The organism is Companilactobacillus suantsaicola (assembly GCF_004745525.1).
Lineage (GTDB): Bacteria > Bacillota > Bacilli > Lactobacillales > Lactobacillaceae > Companilactobacillus > Companilactobacillus suantsaicola.
The window spans coordinates 36782-59189 of the sequence record NZ_RKLY01000012.1 but is presented as its reverse complement, the minus strand read 5'-3'; the positions used below and the strand labels follow the sequence as shown (position 1 = coordinate 59189).

General features: G+C 37.0%; 19 protein-coding genes. 5 read left to right on the top strand and 14 right to left on the bottom strand.

Annotated elements, in window-relative coordinates:
- Window positions 1–71 precede the first annotated feature (71 nt).
- The 4 genes from EGT49_RS06060 to EGT49_RS06045 all read right to left on the bottom strand — a co-directional run bounded on the left by EGT49_RS06060 (window position 72) and on the right by EGT49_RS06045 (window position 5367).
- Complete coding sequence (locus EGT49_RS06060; RefSeq protein ID WP_135372541.1) at window positions 72–1973, bottom strand: heavy metal translocating P-type ATPase; 1902 nt, start codon at window positions 1971–1973, stop codon at window positions 72–74.
- 831 nt (window positions 1974–2804) lie between these two features.
- The gene (locus EGT49_RS06055; RefSeq protein ID WP_135372539.1) at window positions 2805–3263 is read right to left on the bottom strand and encodes a threonine/serine exporter family protein; all 459 of its coding nucleotides are present in this window, start codon (window positions 3261–3263) and stop codon (window positions 2805–2807) included.
- A 2-nt stretch (window positions 3264–3265) separates the two neighbouring features.
- Window positions 3266–4030, bottom strand: coding sequence for a threonine/serine exporter family protein (locus tag EGT49_RS06050; RefSeq protein WP_135372537.1), 765 nt, complete (start codon window positions 4028–4030; stop codon window positions 3266–3268).
- Window positions 4031–4122: 92 nt separating this feature from the next.
- Window positions 4123–5367, bottom strand: a complete 1245-nt coding sequence (locus EGT49_RS06045) for an LPXTG cell wall anchor domain-containing protein (RefSeq protein WP_135372535.1) — start codon at window positions 5365–5367, stop codon at window positions 4123–4125.
- A 192-nt stretch (window positions 5368–5559) separates the two neighbouring features.
- Between EGT49_RS06045 and EGT49_RS06040 the strand changes: the two genes are divergently transcribed.
- On the top strand, window positions 5560–6459 hold the full coding sequence (locus tag EGT49_RS06040) for a proline-specific peptidase family protein (RefSeq protein ID WP_135372533.1): 900 nt from the start codon (window positions 5560–5562) through the stop codon (window positions 6457–6459).
- 375 nt (window positions 6460–6834) lie between these two features.
- Here the strand turns inward: EGT49_RS06040 and ppk1 are convergent, their stop codons facing one another.
- Both ppk1 and EGT49_RS06030 read right to left on the bottom strand, forming a co-directional pair.
- Window positions 6835–8838, bottom strand: coding sequence for a polyphosphate kinase 1 (gene ppk1 / locus EGT49_RS06035; protein WP_135372531.1), 2004 nt, complete (start codon window positions 8836–8838; stop codon window positions 6835–6837).
- Window positions 8839–8845: 7 nt separating this feature from the next.
- Window positions 8846–10219, bottom strand: a complete 1374-nt coding sequence (locus EGT49_RS06030; RefSeq protein WP_135372529.1) for a DUF2252 domain-containing protein — start codon at window positions 10217–10219, stop codon at window positions 8846–8848.
- A 690-nt stretch (window positions 10220–10909) separates the two neighbouring features.
- Here EGT49_RS06030 and EGT49_RS06025 point away from each other — a divergent pair.
- The gene (locus EGT49_RS06025) at window positions 10910–11314 is read left to right on the top strand and encodes a MerR family transcriptional regulator (RefSeq protein WP_167849770.1); all 405 of its coding nucleotides are present in this window, start codon (window positions 10910–10912) and stop codon (window positions 11312–11314) included.
- A 54-nt stretch (window positions 11315–11368) separates the two neighbouring features.
- Here EGT49_RS06025 and EGT49_RS06020 read toward each other — a convergent pair whose 3' ends face one another.
- The 4 genes from EGT49_RS06020 to EGT49_RS06005 all read right to left on the bottom strand — a co-directional run bounded on the left by EGT49_RS06020 (window position 11369) and on the right by EGT49_RS06005 (window position 14082).
- Window positions 11369–12208: a DNA/RNA non-specific endonuclease gene (locus tag EGT49_RS06020; protein WP_135372525.1), complete on the bottom strand. Its 840-nt coding sequence runs from the start codon at window positions 12206–12208 to the stop codon at window positions 11369–11371.
- Window positions 12208–12864 carry a sunset domain-containing protein gene (locus EGT49_RS06015; protein WP_135372523.1) on the bottom strand — a complete coding sequence of 219 codons (657 nt, stop codon included), beginning with the start codon at window positions 12862–12864 and terminating at the stop codon, window positions 12208–12210. Before EGT49_RS06015 ends, EGT49_RS06020 begins: the two co-directional genes overlap by 1 nt.
- 149 nt (window positions 12865–13013) lie before the next feature.
- Entirely contained in the window at window positions 13014–13454 is a 441-nt protein-coding gene (locus tag EGT49_RS06010; protein ID WP_135372521.1) for a flavodoxin domain-containing protein, read from the bottom strand.
- 7 nt (window positions 13455–13461) lie between these two features.
- Window positions 13462–14082 carry an NAD(P)-dependent oxidoreductase gene (locus tag EGT49_RS06005; protein ID WP_135372519.1) on the bottom strand — a complete coding sequence of 207 codons (621 nt, stop codon included), beginning with the start codon at window positions 14080–14082 and terminating at the stop codon, window positions 13462–13464.
- 108 nt (window positions 14083–14190) lie between these two features.
- Here EGT49_RS06005 and EGT49_RS06000 point away from each other — a divergent pair, with 108 nt between their 5' ends.
- From EGT49_RS06000 to EGT49_RS05990, 3 genes are all read left to right on the top strand, one after another.
- Window positions 14191–14841: a histidine phosphatase family protein gene (locus EGT49_RS06000; RefSeq protein WP_135372517.1), complete on the top strand. Its 651-nt coding sequence runs from the start codon at window positions 14191–14193 to the stop codon at window positions 14839–14841.
- 39 nt (window positions 14842–14880) lie between these two features.
- Window positions 14881–15540 (top strand): histidine phosphatase family protein, encoded by a 660-nt coding sequence (locus tag EGT49_RS05995; protein ID WP_135372515.1) that lies wholly within the window; start codon window positions 14881–14883, stop codon window positions 15538–15540.
- A 226-nt stretch (window positions 15541–15766) separates the two neighbouring features.
- Complete coding sequence (locus EGT49_RS05990) at window positions 15767–17461, top strand: phosphoenolpyruvate carboxykinase (RefSeq protein WP_135372513.1); 1695 nt, start codon at window positions 15767–15769, stop codon at window positions 17459–17461.
- Between the two features lie 155 nt (window positions 17462–17616).
- Here EGT49_RS05990 and EGT49_RS05985 read toward each other — a convergent pair whose 3' ends face one another.
- The 4 genes from EGT49_RS05985 to EGT49_RS05970 form a co-directional block, all read right to left on the bottom strand.
- The gene (locus EGT49_RS05985; RefSeq protein WP_135372511.1) at window positions 17617–18363 is read right to left on the bottom strand and encodes a hypothetical protein; all 747 of its coding nucleotides are present in this window, start codon (window positions 18361–18363) and stop codon (window positions 17617–17619) included.
- A gap of 122 nt (window positions 18364–18485) precedes the next feature.
- A complete protein-coding gene (locus EGT49_RS05980) occupies window positions 18486–19184 on the bottom strand; it encodes a hypothetical protein (protein ID WP_135372509.1) in 699 nt (232 codons plus the stop codon).
- A gap of 440 nt (window positions 19185–19624) precedes the next feature.
- A complete protein-coding gene (gene nhaC, locus EGT49_RS05975) occupies window positions 19625–21046 on the bottom strand; it encodes a Na+/H+ antiporter NhaC (RefSeq protein WP_135372507.1) in 1422 nt (473 codons plus the stop codon).
- 695 nt (window positions 21047–21741) lie between these two features.
- The gene (locus EGT49_RS05970; protein ID WP_135372505.1) at window positions 21742–22395 is read right to left on the bottom strand and encodes an amino acid ABC transporter permease; all 654 of its coding nucleotides are present in this window, start codon (window positions 22393–22395) and stop codon (window positions 21742–21744) included.
- Window positions 22396–22408: the final 13 nt, after the last annotated feature.

Below are 22408 nucleotides of genomic sequence, written 5' to 3'. Positions count from 1 at the left end.
AAGTTGAAGCACTTATAGCTCGCAAGTATCAAACAAATACTTGCTCATCTAACTTACAAATACTATCTTAATCAGTTTGCTGTTGTAAGAACTTGATTTGAATCAAGTTTTTGAGATTTATTTCTAATTAATCTCATTGCATTGAAAATAACTACTAAAATACTTAATTCGTGAACGAACATTCCACTACCCATGTGGATTATACCGATAACTAAACCGAGTAATAGTAAGGCTACAGTACCAACAGCAATGATGATATTTTCCTTAGTGTTAGCAACGGTCTTCTTGGATAAGGTATAAGCATGTGCTAGGGCATTGAAACTTGATTTAACTAGGATGATGTCAGAAGTTTCAATGGCAACATCTGTTCCGGTACCCATTCCGATACCAATATCAGCGGTAGCAAGTGAAGGTGAATCGTTGATACCATCACCAACAAAGGCTACGGTACTACCTTGTTTCTTGAATTTCTTAACGTATTCAACTTTATCTTCAGGAAGAAGTTCGGCGTGAACTTCATCGATTGGTAATCTGTCAGCGACACGTTGAGCAGCGACTTTATTATCACCAGTTAACATAACGACACGTTTCAAACCAGCATCTTTCAAAGCTTGTAGTCCGGCTCTAGCATCTGGTCTTAATTGATCATTAACACCAACGACTAAGCGAAGTTCTTGGTCGATAGCCATCAAGACAACTGAATCTCCTTGGTTCATACGGGCGTCGATAGCTTTTCTTTGTGCTTTTGAGACTTTAACGTTGTTGTTCTTCATCAAACGTTCGTTACCAACTAAAATCTTGAAATTATCATTTTGACCAACTAAGCCTTGGCCTTTAACTGTATCTAATTCTGGTAGTTCAACAGCTTGCGTGACACCTGAGTCAGCAACATACTTGACGATAGCTTGACCCAAGGGATGATCAGAAGTTTGTTCAACAGCGGAAAGTAGTGCCATATCCTTAGTCTTATCGGTACCGAAATCATCGACATTTGTGACTGACATCTTGCCGGTTGTCAATGTACCGGTCTTATCAAGAACTAGTGTATCAACGTGTGAGAAGGTATTAACGGCGTTTCCACCTTTCATCAAAATACCATTCTTAGCACCATTACCGATTCCGGCAACGTTAGAAACTGGAGCTCCGATAACCAAGGCACCAGGGCATCCGAGAACGAGGACAGTGATTGCTAGTGGGAAATCTTTTGTGATGGCCCAAACTAAAATTCCAATCACTAATACAGCTGGGGTGTAGTATGTAGCAAACTTATCAATAAAACGAGCAGCAGGTGATTGACTATCTTGTGCTTCTTCAACTAATTCGATAATTTTACCGAAAGTCGTATCTTCACCAACTGAGGTTGTTTCAATCGTAATAGTTCCATTATCGGTGATCGAGCCAGCGAAAACATTGTCACCAATAGTTTTTTCAACGGGTGTTGATTCACCAGTAATTGAAGCTTCGTTCATGTATCCTGTACCATCAATGATTTTTCCATCAACGGGAATTTGACCACCAGGTTTTACAACAACATGATCTCCTTCATCAAGGTCATCGACATCAACTTCTTCAGTTGTGCCATCTTCATTAACTAGTAGAGCAGTCGTTGGTGCCATCTGTGTCAAACTTCTAACCGATGAACGAGTCTTCTCCAAAGTCTTTTGTTCCAAGAAACTTCCAAAGAGAAAGAGGAATGTAACAACAGCTGATTCTTCATATTCCCCAATAATGAAAGCTCCGATAACAGCAATCGTTACGAGTAGTTCAATACTGATAACTTTATTTTGTAATGCTGAAAATGCATGTAGTGCCACCGGAATAGCTCCGATGATACTGGCGATGATCATTGCGGCTGTTCCCAAGGTTTCTAGTTGGAAAACTTTTCCCAAGAGTAAACTTAAAACGATGAGGACGGCAATTGTAGCGGTCATTTTGTTTTGATGCTTTTGAATCCAAATGTTTAACTTATTCATTTCAATTACCTCTCCTAATTTATATATGTTTAATTGCTCGCTTGCTTAACTTACAAGACATATATTAACGGGAATACAGTGATTAGAACTTGATGTTGGTCAAGTTTCTGAATTTTTTTGAATTTCTTTGGATAAAGTATGCCGTCTTCCGCACAAAACCTGTGATGGACTGGAAAATGGCGGCGCAACTTTGAGCTTTTTCAAGTTCGGAAAAATCTCAAAGATTGGCCTTCTTGTAGGTGCTAAAGCACCAACAAGAATTTGGCGGCTGAGCCATCACAGGTTTTGTGCTCCAGACTTAATTTCACTTCTATGATTTATTTGCTTTCCATTTATTTAGGAATATTACTTCTATTCTGATTTGGGATTTGGTATTTTGATGGGTTATTGTGTTTTCCCCCCTCTATTCAAAATAGAAAATAATTCATTAAAAGAAAAAAGATCCTACTAATTGCAGCAATTTACTGCGACTCTAGTAAGATCTTCTATTTTTTACATCAAATTAAATCAACCAAAATATTAAACGTTATAACGTATTCAGGCTATAAAACAGTCAAGTACTCAATTCGAATAGAAGTCTATCCAATTCCGGAATTTACCGGAATACTGCAAAAAACTGAAATCTAGTCTGGAGTAACAGCTCTGGGAAATGCTCAGCCCTGAAATTCCTCTTGGCGCTTTCAGCGCCTAGTGGAAGGCCAATCTTGAAGACAATTCCCGCTTTTGGAATTGGCTCCAAGTTGTGCCCAGAGCGTTCCAGCGTTTCCCAGAGCTGTTGCGGAAGACGGCATCTCCCTACCACCCAAACTACAGAATTATTCCATTTCAAAATTACACATTTTTTCTATTATGTAAGTATTTCTTCAATGGCGGATAAATCTTATTGGAAATGGCTTCTGCTATTACAAAGCCGATTGCTAGTGACATCCCAATCGTTAATGCTTTGACTAATCCGTGGGCAGCCATCTTGTCGTATCCTAATGTAAAATTTTTCATACTGTCGTAAATGATGGCTCCCGGGACTAGTGATACTAGACATGGAACGTAAAAAATATTGACTGGGGCTTTGACTAGGATGGCAGACAGATTGCCTAAGATTCCAATAACGATGGCTGCTAATAAGTTGGGCACGATGACGCCGTGATTGTACCAGCCGGCAATTATGTAGACTACCCAAGCAATGGCACCGATCCAACCAGCTGGAATCAATGTTCTTTTGGGATTGTTTGTTACAATTCCAAAACCGATACTGGATAAAAATCCGAAAACAAAACCTAATGTTATTTGCATCTTTACCCTCCCATTATCATCTTGACTAAGATTTGGCCAATGACAACGCCACTTCCGATTGAGATTCCTGCCATGATGGCGTCGGTTGCACGGACAAGTCCGGAAATAGTGTTTTTTTCAATAATTTCTCGCAGTGAGTTAGTCATTGCTACCCCGGGAACTAACGGCATCAAGGCGCTGATGATGATATTATTGGCATCGGATGCTACTCCTAGATTCATCAAAACGTGCGCCAAAAGACTGATAGTCACTCCACCGATGGCTACTGAAATATAGGGGATTTTGGAATGGTGCCCGACAAATTGGGCGGCAATGAATCCGAAAATTCCCACGAAAAAGGACAAAAAGAGGTCGAACCAAGTCGCCTTAAATAACAACATTGGTGCAACTGAAACTAATCCTGCTCCGAGCCACTTTTGCCACCAGGTGAAGTCTGAGGTATCGTATTCGACTTCTAAAACGGCTTCTTTTAATTCGGCAAAACTTAATTCGTGATTGGAAAATTGCCTTGATAATGTATTTATTTTGTCCACTTTTTGTAAATTGAAATCACCGACGCGCACCTTGAAGATCCGGGTGGTGGCACTTTTTTCTGAATTAACAAAAACAGCGGTCATGGTAGCGTGGCAGACGATAGGGATATTGACGGTTCGACCAATGTATTCGACCGTTCCCTCAACTCGAGAAGTTTCCGCTCCATTTTCTAACAGTACTCTTCCGATTTGACCGCAGAGTGTAACGACATCTTTCTCATCGAAATCACCCATATTTTTTCTCCTTAAAGGGATTTTTTATTCCTATTTATTCAAAAATAAAGAAGTTATATTAATGATTTATCTTCATTAGTATAACTTCTTTTTTACTTCTTTACGTAAGTTTCTTTGATCAAAACTATCCACAAGATTAATAGTAAACCGCCGATAACGGCTAAGCCATTATTAGTCTCATCACCTGCTTGCGGTAAAGTTTGTTTTTTAGGCTCTTTAACGGTTTCTATTTTAACGTCGCCTGTTTTCAGACTACTCATATTCGACAATAATCCTGACAAGTCAGAATCTTCAGTTAAATTCGAAAGGTCATCTGGGTTCATGCTATCGAAATCTAAGTTGAAATCGACATTCTTATCGATCCCAAAATCTGGAATATCTAATGAAATATTGCCTGGAATCAAGTTGCTAAAATCAGTTAAATTGTTAATTGGAAAATCGAATTTCAAGTAATTATTGTCCCCGATACTAGTAAAACTCAAGTTAACCGGTTTTGCGTGATTAACATAATTAACTTTTACAGCTGTATCGCCAAACTTTTTTGGATACTTAACGGTAACTTCAGCGTAGTAACTGCCATCCGGATTTTGCATAACTTTAGCCGTATTAGTGAAATAAGGTGAAACTAGGGCTCCATCGCCATTATTTTTAGCAATTTTATAAGTTAATTCTTTCAAAACGGTTTTATTATCATTAGTTGTCTTGGTTGCCTGAGTTGGTGTATCGATAATATCGCTGTCACCAACGTCTTTAGTACTATCTAAAACATCATTAGCGGCGTCTAAATTAGTTTGAACTTGGCTCTCAGCGTCGGTTATCTTGTGTAAACTGGCCGCAAATGAGCTTGCTACACCATTTGAATCGAGTGAACTGGAATCAAATTTAAAATCAACACTGTTTTTGTCCATTTTAAAATTCAACAATTTAGTTTGGACTAATCCATCGACTGAATTATCTAAATCAGCCAATTTATTGACTTTGAAACTAACGTCCACATACTTTTTACCATCCCGAGTATAAGTTGCGGAAACGCTTGGTTTTTGACCATTGATCATTGGCATCTCTAATCCGGTCAATTTAGAAACTTCTGCCGTCATCGTTACTTTATGTGTGCCATCTGGATTAGTTGTGATATCGGCACTGTTGGTGAAGTAAGCGTCGGCCGGCGATTTGTTGTCTGATCCGGTTTTATAAACTTGATAATTGATAGTTCTTTCATTACTATTCGTGTCTGCTTGCACCATATTTGAATTGGGTGAAGCTGAATTGAGACCAGTTGCACCAAATACACCTAAGAGCATCCCCACAGACAATAGACTAATTACCCACTTTTTCATCTGATTATCCCTCTTTAAACGTACACTATCTTTATTATATATATTATATCTATTTAAATATTACGCTATATTCTCCCATAATTAAAATAAGTTTTTCGTTAGAATAATTAAAGCTAGATTATAGATTATTTGAAATAACCTTAGAATTAGCGATATACTTAGGAATATCATTTGCAGGAAGGTGAAATTTTTATGAAACAAGGAACAACAATTTTAACCTTGGATAACGGTTACCATTTGTGGACTAACACTCAAGGTCATGGTGATATCCAATTGCTTTGCCTCCACGGTGGACCCGGTGGAAATCACGAATATTGGGAAAACTTCGGTGAAAAATTAGCCGACTTAGGCGTTCAAGTAACAATGTACGATCAACTAGGATCATGGTATTCAGACCAACCCGACTATAGCGACCCCGAAATCGCTAAAAAATATCTGACATACGATTACTTCCTAGAAGAAGTCGAAGAAGTTAGACAAAAATTAGGACTAGATAATTTCTACCTAATTGGTCAATCATGGGGTGGTTTACTAGTTCAAATGTATGCCGCTAAGTATGGTCAACACTTAAAGGGTGCCATCATTTCAAGTATGGTTGATGAAATTGACGAATACGTTACTAACGTTAACAAGTGCCGTTTAGATACTTTAGGTGCTGATAAAGTTAAGTATATGGAAAAAATTGAAGCAGAAAATAACTTGTCAGATCCAACTTACCAAAGTTACGTTGACATCTTAAATGCTGAATACGTTGACCGTAAACAACCAACTGCCATCAGACACTTGATCGACACAACAGCTACACCAGTTTACAACGCCTTCCAAGGCGACAACGAATTCGTCATCACAGGTAAATTAAAAGACTGGCACTTCAGAAAACACCTTAAAGAAATCAAAGTCCCAACACTATTGACATTCGGTGAACATGAAACAATGCCAATCGCCACAGCTAAGATCATGCAAAAGGAAATCCCACATGCAAGATTAGTAACAACACCAAATGGTGGACATCACCACATGATCGATAACGCTCCAGTTTACTTTGATCATTTGGAAACATTTATTAAAGATGTTGAAAGTGGCGAATTTTAGAGCGTGGAACAGGCCCGCTTAGGACTCGGCAGATAGCCTAGCTTCACGAATTGCACGCCGAACTTGCGGGCGATTTGGGAAGCGTAGCTATATGTCGAGTCCTGGCCTGTGGAACGCGTTTTAGCTATACCGCCAAAACCCATGGTTATTAAACATAGAACCATGGTTATAACCAAAAAGAAAAAAATCAAACCATCTAAAACAAAACCAAAAGATCTACCCCTTAGCCAAACATCAAAAAACATGTTAAACTAAGGCTTTCAAATCTAACAAAAAAACTGCCTATCAATTAACTTTGATGGCAGTTTTTTTATCCCCAATTTTTGGGCAAAAAAAATAGAATTCCTGACGAATTCTATAAAAAATCCCCAAAATCTAATTTGTTTTGATGTACTTTCTCCACTTCAAACGACTCAACCAAGTCTGTTGGGCTGAAACACCATTTTCAACGTCTTCTTTGACATAGTCGCCATCTGAATTGAGCCAGTATGAATTTTCGGTATCCTTTTCAAAAATCTTGATAATTTTTGATAATTTCAATTTGGCTTTATCTTCAACCACCGGTACCGCGATTTCGACACGACGTTCCAAATTTCTAGTCATCATATCAGCTGAAGAAATCCAGACGTCAGTGTGATCACTACCATATTGGAACTTAAAGATTCGGCCGTGTTCCAACAATTCCCCAACGATACTCTTAACTCGAATATCTTCTTTTGGACCACAAATACCGATTTTCAATGAACATGGACCACGAACAATCAGTCTAAACGGCAATCCCTGACGCGCAGCTGCATAAATAGCACTGATAATATCAACATCAGTTAAACCATTAACTTTCATGAAGACTTCACCTTGGCCATCACGCAAGTAAGCTTTCGTGGCTTCTTTAATGTTCTCAATTATCATCTTTTTAATATTATCAGGTGAAGTAACGATTAAATTGTAATCAACTTTAGTTCCATTAACTAAGTGATCAAAAAACTTCGTGGCATCATCGACATACATTTGATTGCTTGTAAAATAACTCAAATCAGAGAAACCTTTAGCCGTGATGGCATTGTAGTTACCAGTTCCGATTTGAACATACCCTCTATTGTCGCCATGTAAAACTAAACAAATCTTAGAGTGAACTTTATTAACTTTGTCCCCAAAGAGAATTTTCACTCCTGCTTCTTTCAAAACTTTCGCAACTTCAATATTATGAACTTCATCAAATCTAGCACGTAACTCTACTAAAGCTGTGACCTGAATTCCTTTTTGTGACGCTTCTTTTAGCAAGCGCAACAGATCAGAATTTTTTTCCGTCCGATAAATTGTGATAAAAATCTTCGTCGTTTTTGGATCGTTGACAGCAGCTTCCAAATAATTGATGAAGACACTATATGAATCGTAAGGATATTGAACAAACAGTGGTGAATGTTGCAAATAATCCAAGATATTCTTTGAGGGATTCCACTGTAAAGCTTTAAAAGGTGCGAAAACTAAATCAGTGTGACTCTTATAATTCTTCACTAAGGTATTCAAAAATCTAATATCAACCGGCCCAGGAATCTTGTAGACACTCTTTCTACTAATATCAAATAACTTGGTAAAGTAGCTACGGCCCTTTTTCTCTTCATCACCGTCAAATTCTACCCGCATGATTTTTCGCAATTCACGCGTATCGACGTAGTTGATCATTTTTTGTAAGTATTCTTCATCCGACATATTCTTATCGAGAAAATCATATGGCTTATTTTGGTCATAGGTTACTCGAAAGACATACGTTTTAGAGACCTTATATTTTCTGATTAAATCGGTTGAAACTTTTTGAATCAAATCTTCAATCAAAATATAGTGGTCATCCACACCAGTTTCAATCAATCTTCCTAAATCTTCTGGCACTGGACAAGTATAGATGTGATGTGGCGTTTCCATCAAAAAGTTCAAATTATGACGATACTTATAAACTTTTGAAAATCTTTGCATATCTAGTCGAGGGAGAATCTTCTTCTCATAAAACTTTTTGACATGCTTCTTTTCTTTATCGCTTAATTCATCATATTTTAAAACGTAAAACAGACCGCGATCTTTAGCTTCTTTCATTGAAGCATCATAATTCTTATACTGTTTAGCAATATTGTGCGCATTGAACTCATACACAAGATCTAAAATCTCATCCCCGCTGAGATTTGTTCTTCTGTCATTTTTATTGTTCTCGACCAAACTATCGATATTGTGCATTCTAACACGGAAAAATTCGTCTAGGTTATTTGACGCAATTGACAAAAATTTTAATTTTTCTAGCAAAGGAACATCACTATCATAGGCTTGATCAATTACTCGGTTATCAAATAGTATCCAACTTAAATCCCTATTATAAAATTTTCGTTTCATTAAAAAACTACCCTTCGTCTTTCAAATCCTTCAAGAAAGATTCATAGTCGTACTCTACTTGCGTTGCGTAACTGTTGGTAAAATTCATCAACGAATTAGCGATATCAGCGTATTCGGCTCCGAAACCTATAATAAGTGGATAGTTAGGTGAATGGGAGTGTGCTCTGGCAAGTAAAATTACACAAACTTTTGTATAATCCTTGAACGATTCAAAATCTAATTTATCTAAATTAATAGACGATTTCATATCCTTAAATTGACGCATATAGAAACTATATTGCTCAGTATCAAAGGCCCCCAAAAATGGATCTGATGCACTTTGTAAAATCAATTGACTATTAACAATATTTTGACCCTGACTAACTTTGGTGTCGAAATACAATTCGTCATTATTATAGATAGGGAGAGCCTGTTTAGCCTGTAAAACTAAATAGTTACTATCCAAATCTCTAAGTAAAATTAGATAGCAAAGTGTACCAACACTACCGACACCCACACTATGACGGACAATATCAATGATTTTAAAGTCTTCTAAGAATAGTCTAACATCACTGCGTTGATTTTTCTTATACTTTTCGTATCCTTGAGCCACACTTTCATAATCCTCCGCACTAATATGTTGTGTGACTGGTTTATTTTCTACAAAAAGTCGATTACCGGCATCATTTACTTCAGTATACTTCTCTATTACTAAATTTGAATTACTTTTTTGAGCTTTTTTGATACTTTTAGCAATCATCTTATTGAAAGATTCTTGGAAGTATTCCTCATTATCTTTGAGCTTACCAAATATTTCCGTGATATTTTGAAGCGTGTTAGGTAAAATAAAACGTTTCATCTCAGAAATTTTGGTCATGTGCTTGAGGGTATCGAAATAAGTATCGACCACAGTAAGTAAATACTCCTGCACTTCTGCTTCGTCGAAATTGTGCGATCTTGCTACCAATAAAGCACTGACTAATAGCCGCTTTAAATCATATTCCCAGTGACCTAAATGGGCCTCGTCAAAATCATTCATATCAAATAGCAGTTGTCCTTCTGAAGAACCGTAAAAACCAAAGTTTCCCAGATGAGCATCCCCACCAACTAACACTTTGATTCCACTATTTTCATGGCGTGATAAATCATAGTGCATCACATCAACGGTTCCTCGGAAAAAAGCAAAGACCGATTTAGACATCCGCTCTCGTTTAACTGCCAATAATTCGGGAACTAATAGTTTGTTTTTGATATTCAAGATTTTGTGTATATTTCTTTTTTTAGGTTTAAAAGTATTGAATGAATCTGACACGGCTGTAGCGAAGAAGCGGCCTTTAATGATCAGACGTTCCGTACTCTTAAACGCATCTGTATCCTGAAAAGTATATGGTGTATTAATCATGCCTTTATCACCTCACGTTGTATTATACAATAGCTGTGCCTGATAACTATTGAGTTTGACCACATTTTTCAAAAAATATTATATTAGCCAAATATAATTTTTAAGTATAGTTTAACTTTTATCAGAAATGAAAAATTTAATCTTATTTTCTACTTAAAAAGTGATGAATTGATGAAGGTTCTTTTGCAAAATCGTGTTTATGCCGTCTTCCGCAATTATTTCCGTGAATTCTTAATGAAATCCAATATTTTTTCGAGACAAGATTGAGTTGACTCACAATCTAATGCGTTATAACGCTTCAACATGTACATGGTTCAGAAAACATTTGAAGAACTTTACTAGAATCACTATTCAGTCCAGAAAAAAACACGATTGGGCTCAATGCATTCTAGTCCCTATCGTGTTTTTGGTGCAGGGTAAAATAGTTCTCATTCTGGTTTGGCTATAAAAGATACAGAAAGGTTTTGTTAATGACATTCCCATTAGCACTGACTGCTTGTTTTTTCTATTTTTACAGTAAACAGATAAAAAATAAACCTGGGATCCAGTCCGAAATGCAATTTACACCAACTCACTAATCGAATTATGTCGCATTTTCTTCTGGACAGTTTGTCTAGTTCTTTATCCAATTTTTTATACTCTTTTGAGTCTTACCCTGTCATGATTGAGTTAGATAAGAAGGTGTTAATTGTGCTTAAAATTTCTGAAGCTAGTAAAAAAGTTGGATTATCCGTTCCTACAATTCGCTATTACGCTGAATTGAATATGATACCTTCATTAAAAAGAAATATCGAAAACCAACGTGAATTTGATGACGAATCAATAATGTGGTTACAGGGCATTAAATTCTTTCGTGAATTAGGTATGCCGTTAAAAGGAATTCAAGAATACATTAAACTTTGTCAAAAAGATGGTAAAACAGCTTTATTAAAGCGGCATCAACTTTTGTTAAAACAACAGAAGCAAGCTGAAATCACTGCTGCTAACGGTCAAATGAGGTTGAATGAATTGAATAGAAGAATCAATCTAGAAGAAGAAATCATTAATGGTAGAAAACGTGACAGTCTCAGTGCTGCACGGAGATTCAATCAGTAATAAATTCATAAAAAAACTCGTCAATTATTTCAATTGACGAGTTTTTTTAATCTTCTAGCCAATTTGACTAGTTCCATCGTTATAATTTATTGTAACGCCATCTTGGACGTTAAAAATATATACGTTAAAGTGAATTGCATTATCTCCAATTGATTGAGCTTCCATTTGAACGCCACGAGCCAACAACTCATTGTCTCGAAAAATTGGCGTGACACGATATCGGATATAATGGGATCTACTTTGTTTCAAATAATAAGCAATATCCATTTCGTGAGCTAACATCTCAGGACTATTGAGTGAACGCGTTCCGGTCATCAAATTCTTAGGATTGTTATTCTGCCCTGTCAGTTGATAACCAATTAAGTGACTACGATTGTATAACCAACCTCCACTAACTCGTTTATTATGCCAGCCTGTTGGATTCCAATGTAGCGCTTCTCGTTTAGCAGTTGGCATCAACGAACTATTGAGCAACGCATTGGCCGCCGTAACTCGATTTAAATTATCCAAATCACCATATTTTTGCCAAGCACCATTGTCGGTCATTAAGTCCTCTTGGGAAAAATTAGGATTGTTATTATTGACAATAATCTCCTGCGTTCCGTTATAACTCAGACTTGCTAAATCAGTTGTAGTATTTGTCTGTTGCGGAGTTTGATTGTTATGTTGATCAATAAATTGTTGATCCTCTGCAATTCTTTTTTGAATATCAATAATATCTTGTTTTAATTGTTTATTTTTAGTTACTAATTTCTTAGTTTTCTTTTGATAAGAATAATCCTTAACAATTTCAACCTTACTCTTGTTACTAGAAGCCGCTTGAATCTGTTCAGAACCAAGTGCACCACCAGACACTAAGGTCAATAAAACGAGTAACTTAACTATTTTTTTCATCAAACTTTTGACCTCCGGTATCCGGCATTAATTGCATCTTGTTCCGTCTTGAAATAAACAGCATTATTAGAATTCATATTGTAGCCTCGCTGCCCAGGAACATGATAAATGTGACTCTTTGAATTGCCAACAATCGTTCCAGAATCAGCCGTATTCATATCCCCTTGCTGATTATTGGATTGTGTTTGTTGTTCTTGCTGATTAGTCTCTTGTTGTCTTTGTTCTTGTTCAGCTTGCTGCTTTTGTTGTTTTGCAGCTTGTTGAGCTTGCTGTTTAGCTTCCGCTTCTTGATTTTCAATATCATCACGTTGACTCTGTAAATCATCCTCTTGTTGCGCTAACTTTTTCTTTTTCGCTGTCAAAGCAAGATTTTCTTTTTTGGCAATCTTATATTCACCCTTGCCAATATATTTTGTCTTTTTGACGATTTTTGCAGAAGTATCAGAACTAGTGGTTGTGTTCTTTTTTGTATTAGAATCACTACCAGTATTTCCAATGACAACAAATGAGACAACCATTACTACAACGCTGATCAGTAACTTTTTCAAAATCAGGCGATTAGATTTTTTATTTTGCCGATTCCGCAACCATTTAACAATATAAACGGCAATTGCCACTATCGAGATCATCCAGACGATGACCATAAAATTAGACATACCCCTTGTCCCCCCTTTATCTATTCATTTCATGATATAAAAATTAATTAGTTTAAACAAGACAAAAAAGCACCCATTTCTATACACTGAATTTTTAAAATTCATTGCATATAGAAAATAGATGCTATTACTTATTGTGTAAAAAATGATTATTTCAAGCTATTTAAAACCGTATCAGCCAAGCGATTAATTCGTTCAAAGTCATTCTTATCTGGGTCTTGATCGATTTTCACTGAGTCAGCAGCTTGCTCACCATTACTAGAATTCAATTGCATCGTAAAGTAATCGACCGCTCTACCAAAATGTAAATGAGCTTTCGAACTTGACCCTAAAACAGCAAATTTAGTCCGATGTAAGTCGACGTCTTCTAAATCGTCAAAGAAATCCTTAGCTTCATCAGGAACTTCACCATCGTTATACGTATATGTATCGACTATAACGGCGTTATAGTCATCCAACTCATAAGCATCAGTATCAATTATTTGCTCTAAAGTTACTTCGGCTTGTTTTTGCTCTAAATAATCTGCCAAATATTTAGCAATTTTTTCATTTCGACCGGTCATACTAGTATAAGTTACTAAAATTTTCATCTTCTACCTACCATCTAACGCTAATGCGTTCTTTTTGATGTTTTGCGGAAATTATTTCATCAACCATCGCAATCGCAAAGTCCGCATAACTAATTTCACTCTTACCACTATCATCATGGGTTAATTCTTCACCTGCAAGTACATACTTACCTATTTTCTCAGCTTGGGCTTGAAAGTCAGCTGCTGGACTGATGTATGTCCAATTGATCGAACTATCACGTAAAACATCGAGCGCTTTACCCATTTCTTCACTCAATGGCTTAACCGTTTCTGGAAAATCAGCAGTTTGATAAAGTTGTTTAGTATGCTCTTTATCGAGATACAACGAACCTGCTCCACCGACTACTAACAAGCGTGTCTTTGTTCCTTTTAAAATATCAATTAAATGTTTTGTCGAAGGCACATATTCTTTAACATTGGGTCCGAAGAATCCTAACGCATCAACCAAAACATCAAAATTTTCAATATCTGCCTTTTGGAGTGTATAGACGTCCCGAACTAAGAATTTATCAGTGACCGCCTTCTTACTATCACGAACGATTGAAGTGACATCTAAATTTCGACTCAAAGCTTCTTTAACTATCAATGAACCTTCTTTACCATTAGCACCAATTACTGCAATTTTCATCAATTATTACCTCCACTACTCAATAACTTTACTTTATACAACCGCAAGCAAAATTACTAAAGATAAGACTCATATATAGTAAAATGGGCGTACTAGGAGGCGTTTTTTATGGCATATCAAATTTATTTAGTTAGACATGGGAGAACCTGGTACAACGAATATCAAAAAATGCAAGGTTGGTCTGATACACCTTTGACTGATCAAGGAGTGGAAGTTGCACAAAAGGCTGCCGAAACTTTAAAGAATGTCGATTTTGCGGCCGCATTAACTTCTGATATGAAACGAGCCGTTGACACTTGCCGCATCATCACCCGAAGAAATAAGAATCATCTCGTACCAAAAGAACTATCCGAATTCCGTGAACAATTTTACGGCTACTATGAAGGACGGGGTATTGATGAGTCTTGGTTTGTGATCGGTAAACCTCATCATGCTAAAAACTTTGCTGAAATCGTCGCCAAATATGGATTTGACGCCACCATGGATTTTGTTAAAGACGCCGACCCACTCCACGATGCTGAAAATGCGACCGAATATTGGAATCGAATCGATCGTGGTTTCAAGAAAATCGACCAAATTGCTAAAGATGGCGACAAGATTCTACTAGTCACCCACAGTATTACTATTTTAGGTCTCGCATACCGCTACAAAGCTGGCGACTTTGAATTAAATGATGTCCCCGCAAATGCTAGTTTAACAATCATGGAACGTGATAACGGTGTAAATCGAGTAACAAAATACAATCAATCTCTTCTCTAATGTAGTAAAATGAAAATTACAAAGTTTGAGGAGGAAAATATGGCTAAATACCAAATTTACATGATTCGCCATGGAAAAACTTGGTTTAATAAATACAACAAAATGCAAGGTTGGTCCGATACGCCCCTTGCTCCAGAGGGATTAGAGGGAGCAAAATTAGCAGCTAAAGCTTTAAAAGATGTCGATTTTGACCTTGCCTTTTCATCAGATGCTAGACGTGCCATCGACACTTGCAAGTTGATCGTTGATGAAAATAAAAACAAAGAACAATTAAATCCAACTAAATTGATGGAATTCAGAGAACAATTTTATGGTTATTTTGAAGGTATGAACTCTTCTGAAGCTTGGTTTATCGTTGGTCAACCTCATGGAGAGACTAATTTTGGCGATATCCTAACTAAATACGGTTTGGATGCAACTAGAGACTTCATGAAAGCAGCCGATCCTTTCCACGATGCTGAAAATGCCGAAGAATACTGGACTAGAATCAACCGCGGTTTCAAAAAAATTGACGAAGTTGCTAAAGATGGCGACAAAGTCTTGTTAGTTTCCCATGGAACAACCATTCGTTCAATCACCGAACGTTTTGGTGGCGGCAAGTTTGATTTGACTCAAAGCCCCAAAAATTCAAGTTTAACTTTACTCGAACGTGATAATGGCGTTAATACTGTTACAAAGTACAGTCAAATTTTAGACTAAATAAAAACACCTCATTTACGAGGTGTTTTTTAATTACAGTAATTTTAATCAAATGATTTTATTTTTCAAAAAAAGAATTTCTGCCAACTCAAAAGTAGTGTCACGCTAGCCTTTATCACTCTATATCTTTCAATAGTATTAAATTGCTTCTAATCTTTTGCTATCAGTTTTCTGAAAAATGATATAAACTATTATTTAAGTCCAGTATTTGAAAGGAGAACTTAGTATGTCAAAGTCACCAAAAGCAATGGAATCTAAGGCGTTTTATATTAACCCTGACCGATCAGTTGCTGTAATTAACTACAGTGAGGAATATATCCAAAGCTTAGTCCAATTAGTTAATAGTCAAGGTTTCTACAATCTAGTAGATTTATATTTGGAAGAGAGCCAACGTGCCGCTGCTAATAAAGTTGAAGGCCTCACTGCCAAAGTTTACATCGATATGTTAAAAGCAATTTTAATCGATGATAAAGTTAATTATGAAAAATATGGCAATGAACAGATTCTCAAGAGTATTGAGGATTTTTATTCATACTACCGTTCCTATTTCCGAGTTTCTATTATCAACAAGCACAACAGTGCCATTGTTAAAGGAAACTTCATGAATATTGATAATCGCTTCAATGAGGTGGTCATTCAACTATATCGAACTATCGAAGAGAAAGTCCAAGGATTTTCAAATCGTGCCTACCGTCAAGTCAACGCTGGTACCAACGCTTGTGTTTTAACACAAACAATTGAATGGAATACCCCACAAAAATATGAATCACTCAAGAGTATTCGCTTCTTGGATACTTTAATGTTACGCCCACCAATGATGATGCACACTAAGAGTAATAAACGTGAAGGTGTCTTCAGTGAAGTTTCTACCAACCCTATCGACAAATTCGATGGTACACAAAAAGATTGGTTCTGCTTCCCTGCAAAAATTGGTGAAAGTCTAGCCTTCATTTACTTCCACCGTGATTATTTTGTCAGTGGGATTGCTTTGGCCAACTTGTTTGAAGTCGCTGATCAAGAAAGCATCAAGGGCCAAAAACCTGATGAAATCTTGCTCTTTGGTTTAAAAGAAACTGAAGGTGATGTTTGTCATTACTATCACGACACTGACAATGATATTTGGGTCGGCGAAGTTCCTTATAACGATAAAACAACTTACTTCGGTTACATGAAGAAGATGTGCTTAACACTTCACAACCTTCATATGATCTACGAAGACCGCTTACCAATTCACGGTTCTATGGTCAATATCAGTTTCTCAAATGGTAAGACTAAATCTGTTGTCTTCTTTGGTGATTCCGGTGCTGGTAAATCAGAATCTATCGAAGCACTTCAAGAAATTGCGGACGATAAGATCATCAATATCGAAACTATTTTCGATGATATGGGCAGTTTTGCTTTCGACAAAGATGGTAACGTCTATGCCCAAGGAACTGAAACTGGTGCTTTCGTTCGACTAGATGATTTGAGTAGTTCTGTTGCCTTCAATAACATGGACCGCGGAATCTATTTGAATCCAGAGCTAAAGAACGCCCGAGTTATTTTACCAGCTAACACCTACAAGCATGTAGTCGAACATCATTCAATCGACATGTGGGTTTATGCTAACAATTACGATGCAGAAATTGGCTTGCATCAATTCCCTAATGAAGAAAAAGCTAAGGCTACCTTCATTGCCGGAAAACGTAAAGCCTTAGGAACAACCGATGAAGTCGGCATGAGTACAACCTTCTTCGCCAATCCATTTGGACCTGTACAAGAAGAAGAAAAGACTCGTCCAATTATTGACAGAGTCTTCAATAAACTCTATCAAGACAAAGTCTATGTTGGTGAAATTTATACTCATCTAGGCTACGATAAATCAAAAGATAGTCTTCATGAATCAGCTAAAGAGTTACTTAATGAATTGATGGAGAATTAAAGAAAAGAGTTTGGGACATAACTACTTTTTACTCCTAAACTTGCAGCATAAACGCGGAACATAACATAGCTTTCTCCGCTTAAAACAAATAGCACCGGGTAATCAAAGAACGATTACCCGGTGCTATTTGCCTTAATGCTCGAAAGCTGACCATGTTATGTCCCGCTCTCTTGTGTTGTATTATATTTTTGATTGATTTCGTTCGTTAATTTCTGTAGTGATTTGGCCAAACTATCTTCGCCATTTCTTAACTTAGGGTTATTCAATTGGTACTTTGAGTCTTTTGGATCTTTGACCCAGAAATTATATTGAGGAGTATTAATTGCGAATGAATTCTGACTAGTAAAGCCACTTTCTTTCAACGCTTGATTATATTCCAATGGCTCATCTAAATTGTGAGGTACCAGACCGGTAATGATCTGTGAACCTATCTCAGGGAGGAGAAATTCATCATTTTTGATCAACATTTCCCGATCCAGATTTCTTTTTTCACCATACCAGTGATCAAATGAAACTAACCCGCCTTCTAAAGCTAGGAGAATTTGCTTATTTACCAATGACTCATCCCCACTCAAAACTCGATCAACCTGGACTGTCGCCTTCGTATAAACCGAGCCCTTAGGACTGTGCATTTTTTCCAAATTGTTGACGGTTCCCTTAATGACCATCTGATTATGATTCTTTAAGTTATCTAACGTTCTACTAACGGGTTGTTTGGTAACTTCGAATTCACTATGAACAATATCAGCTTTAGCAATTTTTGCTTGCCACTTCTTCTGATTTTTCTTGATAACCAGTTGATTACTATTAGCACCATCTTTGTCAATCACTTGAGAATTCTTAGAACATGCTACGGATAGACTTAGGAATAAGAGAGTCAACATCATCAGTAATTTTCTCATTCGCACTTCTCCTCATCCATATTATCGCACGTGTCAAACCAATGTTGTACCGCGTTTTCTTTATATTTTTCACTTAATTATTTATCAAAATTTGATAGAGGATTCACTAAAATAGCCATCACTCATTTATTATATTTGGCATTGATTTCTTGAGTTAGTTTTTCCATCCCTGCAGCATAATCCATGCCATTTGTTTTTTGCTGATGCTTAATTAAAGAACTGTTCAAAACAAATTTCTTCTTACCAGGTTCTTTGATCCACAAATTACTCTGCTCATAAAAAGGATTGTAGGCGGTGGATTCCTTGAACCCACTATTCTTCAAATAATTGGTGTAATCAGATTCTTTGGTTAAATCGACTTTTTCTAGTCGAATAATAACTTGTGAACCAATTTTAGGTAGTGGAGCCATATCATTTTGAACTAGTATCTTTTGATTCTTGTCCGGCTTTTTCATATCTTGATAATATTCATCCGTCGTACTCAGGCCACCTTTTAACGGAACTTGTAAAGTTTTCCCCTTTAGACTCTTTTTTCCAGTTAAAACCTGATCAACTCGAATTGAAGTCTTAGTCCAAACCATATTCTTAGGCTCAGACATTGACTCTAAATTGTAAACCGTTCCTTTGATTACAGCGTAACCTTTACTTCTGTTCTCCAACAATTCAGTTAATGTGTTGGCAGGTCCCAAATAATCCCCGGTAAAATCATTCGTATGGATGACTGAAATATTCTTTTGAGCTTTTTGAAATTTTGTTGATTCTTTGTAATTATCTCGGTGGTAGTACTTTCTTTCTTCGTCGTCACAGGATTCTTTTGACATCCCGTCAGTGGTAGTAATAACAATAGACTTAAAACTAGAAGCTTTTTCATCATTGATGCCCCCTTTACCGGGATTATCTCATGTTATGACTTTTAAATCATTCAAAACTGATTTTATTTTCAAATATTCATAATCTTTCTCCAGCTATAAATAAAAAAGACCCATCAATAATTGACAGGTTTCTTCTTAAGTTTGGTTAGTGTAAACTCCCGTCTTCCGCACAATCCCTGTGATGGACTGGAACGCTGCCAGCACTATTTTGAGCTTTTGCACAGTTCGCAAAATCTCAAAACTAGGCCTTCTACATAAGCGCTAAAGCGCTAAGTAGAATTTGGCGGCTGAGCCATCACAGGGATTGTACTCCAGACTAAAAAGAATGTTTTATTATTTATACTATTTAATTCTAAGACCAAATAAAGAACCGATAGGTCTTTAGATCACTATGCTGTAACTACTTTTCTACTGCTCGCATTATCATCGTCATTATCAACTTCTGGCAAACGTTTCAAACCGATTCCAGTGAAACCACTGATAATGGAAAGAACTGGTGATAACAAGCTGAAGAAACAGAATGGTAAGAAAGCTAAGGTTGGTACTCCTAAAGTACTAGCCGCAAAGGCACTTGCAACTCCCCAAGGAACTAAGTAATTGATTACTGTTCCACCATCTTCAAGAACTCGACTCAAAGCTAGATTATCTAACCCGCGACGATTGAAAGTTTCTTTGAAGGCTTTACCCGGCAAAATAACTGATAAGTATTGCTCACCGATAAAAATGTTAACGCCGATTCCTGAAAGAATTGTTGCTGTCACAACTGAACCTGGTGTCTTCAATTTCTCAGCTAATGGTTCCATTGCTGTTTGAATAACGTCAAACTTCATTAGTAAACCGCCTAATGACAACGTTAGGAAAATCAAGGAAACGGTACCCATCATTGAATTAATTCCACCACGAGTCAACAAAGTATCAACACTAACATTACCGGTCTTAGAAACAAAACCATTTTCGATGAAGCCAGCAATATCAGCTAATTTAGTACTTGGTTTTTCGACAAAAATCATGCCGACCGTTACGGTGATATTCAATAATAAAGTAGCGATAGCTGGAACTTTTCTGATGGCACAGATGAATAATAATAGGATTGGCAAGATGGCCCACCATGAAATTACGAAATTGCTATTTAAAACATTTAAAGTTGTGTCGATTTTACCAAGACTTGCATTGGTGCCACTATTACCAATCAAAGCGTAAAGAATAACCGAAATTAGAAAAGCTGGTACAGTCGTCCACATTAAATTTTTAATATGAGCAAATAAATCATCTTCGGCAATAGCGGCTGCCAAGTTAGTTGAATCTGACAAGGGTGACATCTTATCACCAAAGATTGCTCCAGAAATAATTGCTCCAGCAACTAGTGAAGGGTTCATTCCTAAAGTCTGTCCCATTCCAAAGAGTGCGATTCCCAAGGTTGAGATGGTTGTGAAGGCACTGCCGACGGAAGTTCCTATCAAAGCACAAACTAGAAAGACTGATGGCACGAACCAGCGAACGGAAATCATATGAAATCCAGCGACCATCATTGAAGGAATAATTCCCGCAGCGATCCAAGTTCCTATCAAGGCCCCAATCAAGATGAAGATGAAAATTGGCACGATACCATTTTTAACCCCATTGACGATTCCATCTGAGACTTCATCCCAAGAATTGCCCCGTAATTTACTCCATAAAACCAACAAAGCTATTACGACTAAAACGGGAGTTTGTGGTGATAGTCCAAATCCAATCACGCTTGTTCCTAAAACAATTAACATCACAATTAAGATTGCGATGGCTTCTTTAAAACTAATATTCTTCTTATCCATTAATATTTCCTCCATTTTTTATTTAAGTTTTGGAAAAATTAATATCGGGGATTGCCCCCACATGTTCTATTCATAATCATTACCTCGAAAAAAAGTCCCTGCTGCAAAAATTGCAACAGGGACGATTTACCGTGGTACCACCCAGCTTGAGAAGTACTTCAAAAAAGCACTTACTCCACTCAAAAGATTAACGGATCTTCTTTTCCGCTTGGAAAACCAAGTCATGCCTGGTATTTCATAATTGCACCCTGACCGGTTCGCATCAACCACCGGCTTTCTTACACCCAGATACATTACTACTTGATTCAGACACTTATATTTGTTTATTTGATTGACACCAACTATAACTGTTAATTATTTTTATGTCAACCAATAATTTTTTCTTTTGGTGTTAGATGCCGTCTTCCGCACAAGCCCTGTGATGGGCTGGAACGCTGCCGGCGCAACTTTGAGCTTTTTCAAGTTCGGAAAAATCTCAAAGATTGGCCTTATTCTAAGCAATAAATTGCTAAGAATAATTTGGCGGCTGAGCCATCACAGGGCTTGTGCTCCAGACTAGATTCTGGTTTATTGTTTATTCCATTTAACTTTGAAAAGAATGAAGTGCCACTAATTAAAATGCTCTTGATAGGATGTCTCTGTACCTTCTATAACCAAGACAGGAACCGTTATAACGTTCTGAGCTATCTACTCCTTTATGCCATTTTATGATCAATGTAACGAGATAACAGTGAGAGCGCATAACAGACGACGAAGTACATCAAAGCCATCATGACGAAGACGGGAATAATGTAATTAGGATTTTGGCCATAAACGACTTGTCCGTGTTGCATTAATTCTGGTACAACGATGATTGTTGCTAAGGATGTATCCTTGATCAATGAAATAAATTGACTAACCATTGCGGGAATCATTTTCTTATACGCTTGTGGTAAAACAACGTGCCACATGGCTTGCATGAAATTCATTCCAACTGCTCGGGCAGCTTCCATTTGTCCAATGTCGACTGCTAAAATCCCAGAACGGATAATTTCGGCAATCATCATTGATTCGAAAACTGTCATTGCTAAAATTGCTGCAGGAATCGTATCTGGTTTAAATCCAAAGGCTGGCAGTCCAAAGTAAACGAAGAAGATGATCAACAGTAATGGTAAATTTCTAATTACGTCGATTATGATACCGACGATTTTTGAAATGTATTTAATTTTTGAATAGCGGATAATTCCTAAGATAGAACCAAAGATAAAGCTCAAGACTACCGCTATAACGGAGATCAAAATCGTAACTTCTAACCCTTGCAGAAGAAATCTGATATTGATCCATGAGTAAGCATTAACCCAATTTTGCATACGCGATTTCCTC

What these genes read in the sequence shown, in the direction of transcription:
- EGT49_RS06060 (WP_135372541.1), bottom strand. Translation starts at nt 1,973, where the DNA reads ATGAATAAGTTAAACATTTGGATTCAAAAGCATCAAAACAAAATGACC.
- EGT49_RS06055 (WP_135372539.1), bottom strand. Translation starts at nt 3,263, where the DNA reads ATGCAAATAACATTAGGTTTTGTTTTCGGATTTTTATCCAGTATCGGT.
- EGT49_RS06050 (WP_135372537.1), bottom strand. Translation starts at nt 4,030, where the DNA reads ATGGGTGATTTCGATGAGAAAGATGTCGTTACACTCTGCGGTCAAATC.
- EGT49_RS06045 (WP_135372535.1), bottom strand. Translation starts at nt 5,367, where the DNA reads ATGAAAAAGTGGGTAATTAGTCTATTGTCTGTGGGGATGCTCTTAGGT.
- EGT49_RS06040 (WP_135372533.1), top strand. Translation starts at nt 5,560, where the DNA reads ATGAAACAAGGAACAACAATTTTAACCTTGGATAACGGTTACCATTTG.
- ppk1 (WP_135372531.1), bottom strand. Translation starts at nt 8,838, where the DNA reads ATGAAACGAAAATTTTATAATAGGGATTTAAGTTGGATACTATTTGAT.
- EGT49_RS06030 (WP_135372529.1), bottom strand. Translation starts at nt 10,219, where the DNA reads ATGATTAATACACCATATACTTTTCAGGATACAGATGCGTTTAAGAGT.
- EGT49_RS06020 (WP_135372525.1), bottom strand. Translation starts at nt 12,208, where the DNA reads ATGAAAAAAATAGTTAAGTTACTCGTTTTATTGACCTTAGTGTCTGGT.
- EGT49_RS06015 (WP_135372523.1), bottom strand. Translation starts at nt 12,864, where the DNA reads ATGTCTAATTTTATGGTCATCGTCTGGATGATCTCGATAGTGGCAATT.
- EGT49_RS06010 (WP_135372521.1), bottom strand. Translation starts at nt 13,454, where the DNA reads ATGAAAATTTTAGTAACTTATACTAGTATGACCGGTCGAAATGAAAAA.
- EGT49_RS06005 (WP_135372519.1), bottom strand. Translation starts at nt 14,082, where the DNA reads ATGAAAATTGCAGTAATTGGTGCTAATGGTAAAGAAGGTTCATTGATA.
- EGT49_RS06000 (WP_135372517.1), top strand. Translation starts at nt 14,191, where the DNA reads ATGGCATATCAAATTTATTTAGTTAGACATGGGAGAACCTGGTACAAC.
- EGT49_RS05995 (WP_135372515.1), top strand. Translation starts at nt 14,881, where the DNA reads ATGGCTAAATACCAAATTTACATGATTCGCCATGGAAAAACTTGGTTT.
- EGT49_RS05990 (WP_135372513.1), top strand. Translation starts at nt 15,767, where the DNA reads ATGTCAAAGTCACCAAAAGCAATGGAATCTAAGGCGTTTTATATTAAC.
- EGT49_RS05985 (WP_135372511.1), bottom strand. Translation starts at nt 18,363, where the DNA reads ATGAGAAAATTACTGATGATGTTGACTCTCTTATTCCTAAGTCTATCC.
- EGT49_RS05980 (WP_135372509.1), bottom strand. Translation starts at nt 19,184, where the DNA reads ATGTCAAAAGAATCCTGTGACGACGAAGAAAGAAAGTACTACCACCGA.
- nhaC (WP_135372507.1), bottom strand. Translation starts at nt 21,046, where the DNA reads ATGGATAAGAAGAATATTAGTTTTAAAGAAGCCATCGCAATCTTAATT.
- EGT49_RS05970 (WP_135372505.1), bottom strand. Translation starts at nt 22,395, where the DNA reads ATGCAAAATTGGGTTAATGCTTACTCATGGATCAATATCAGATTTCTT.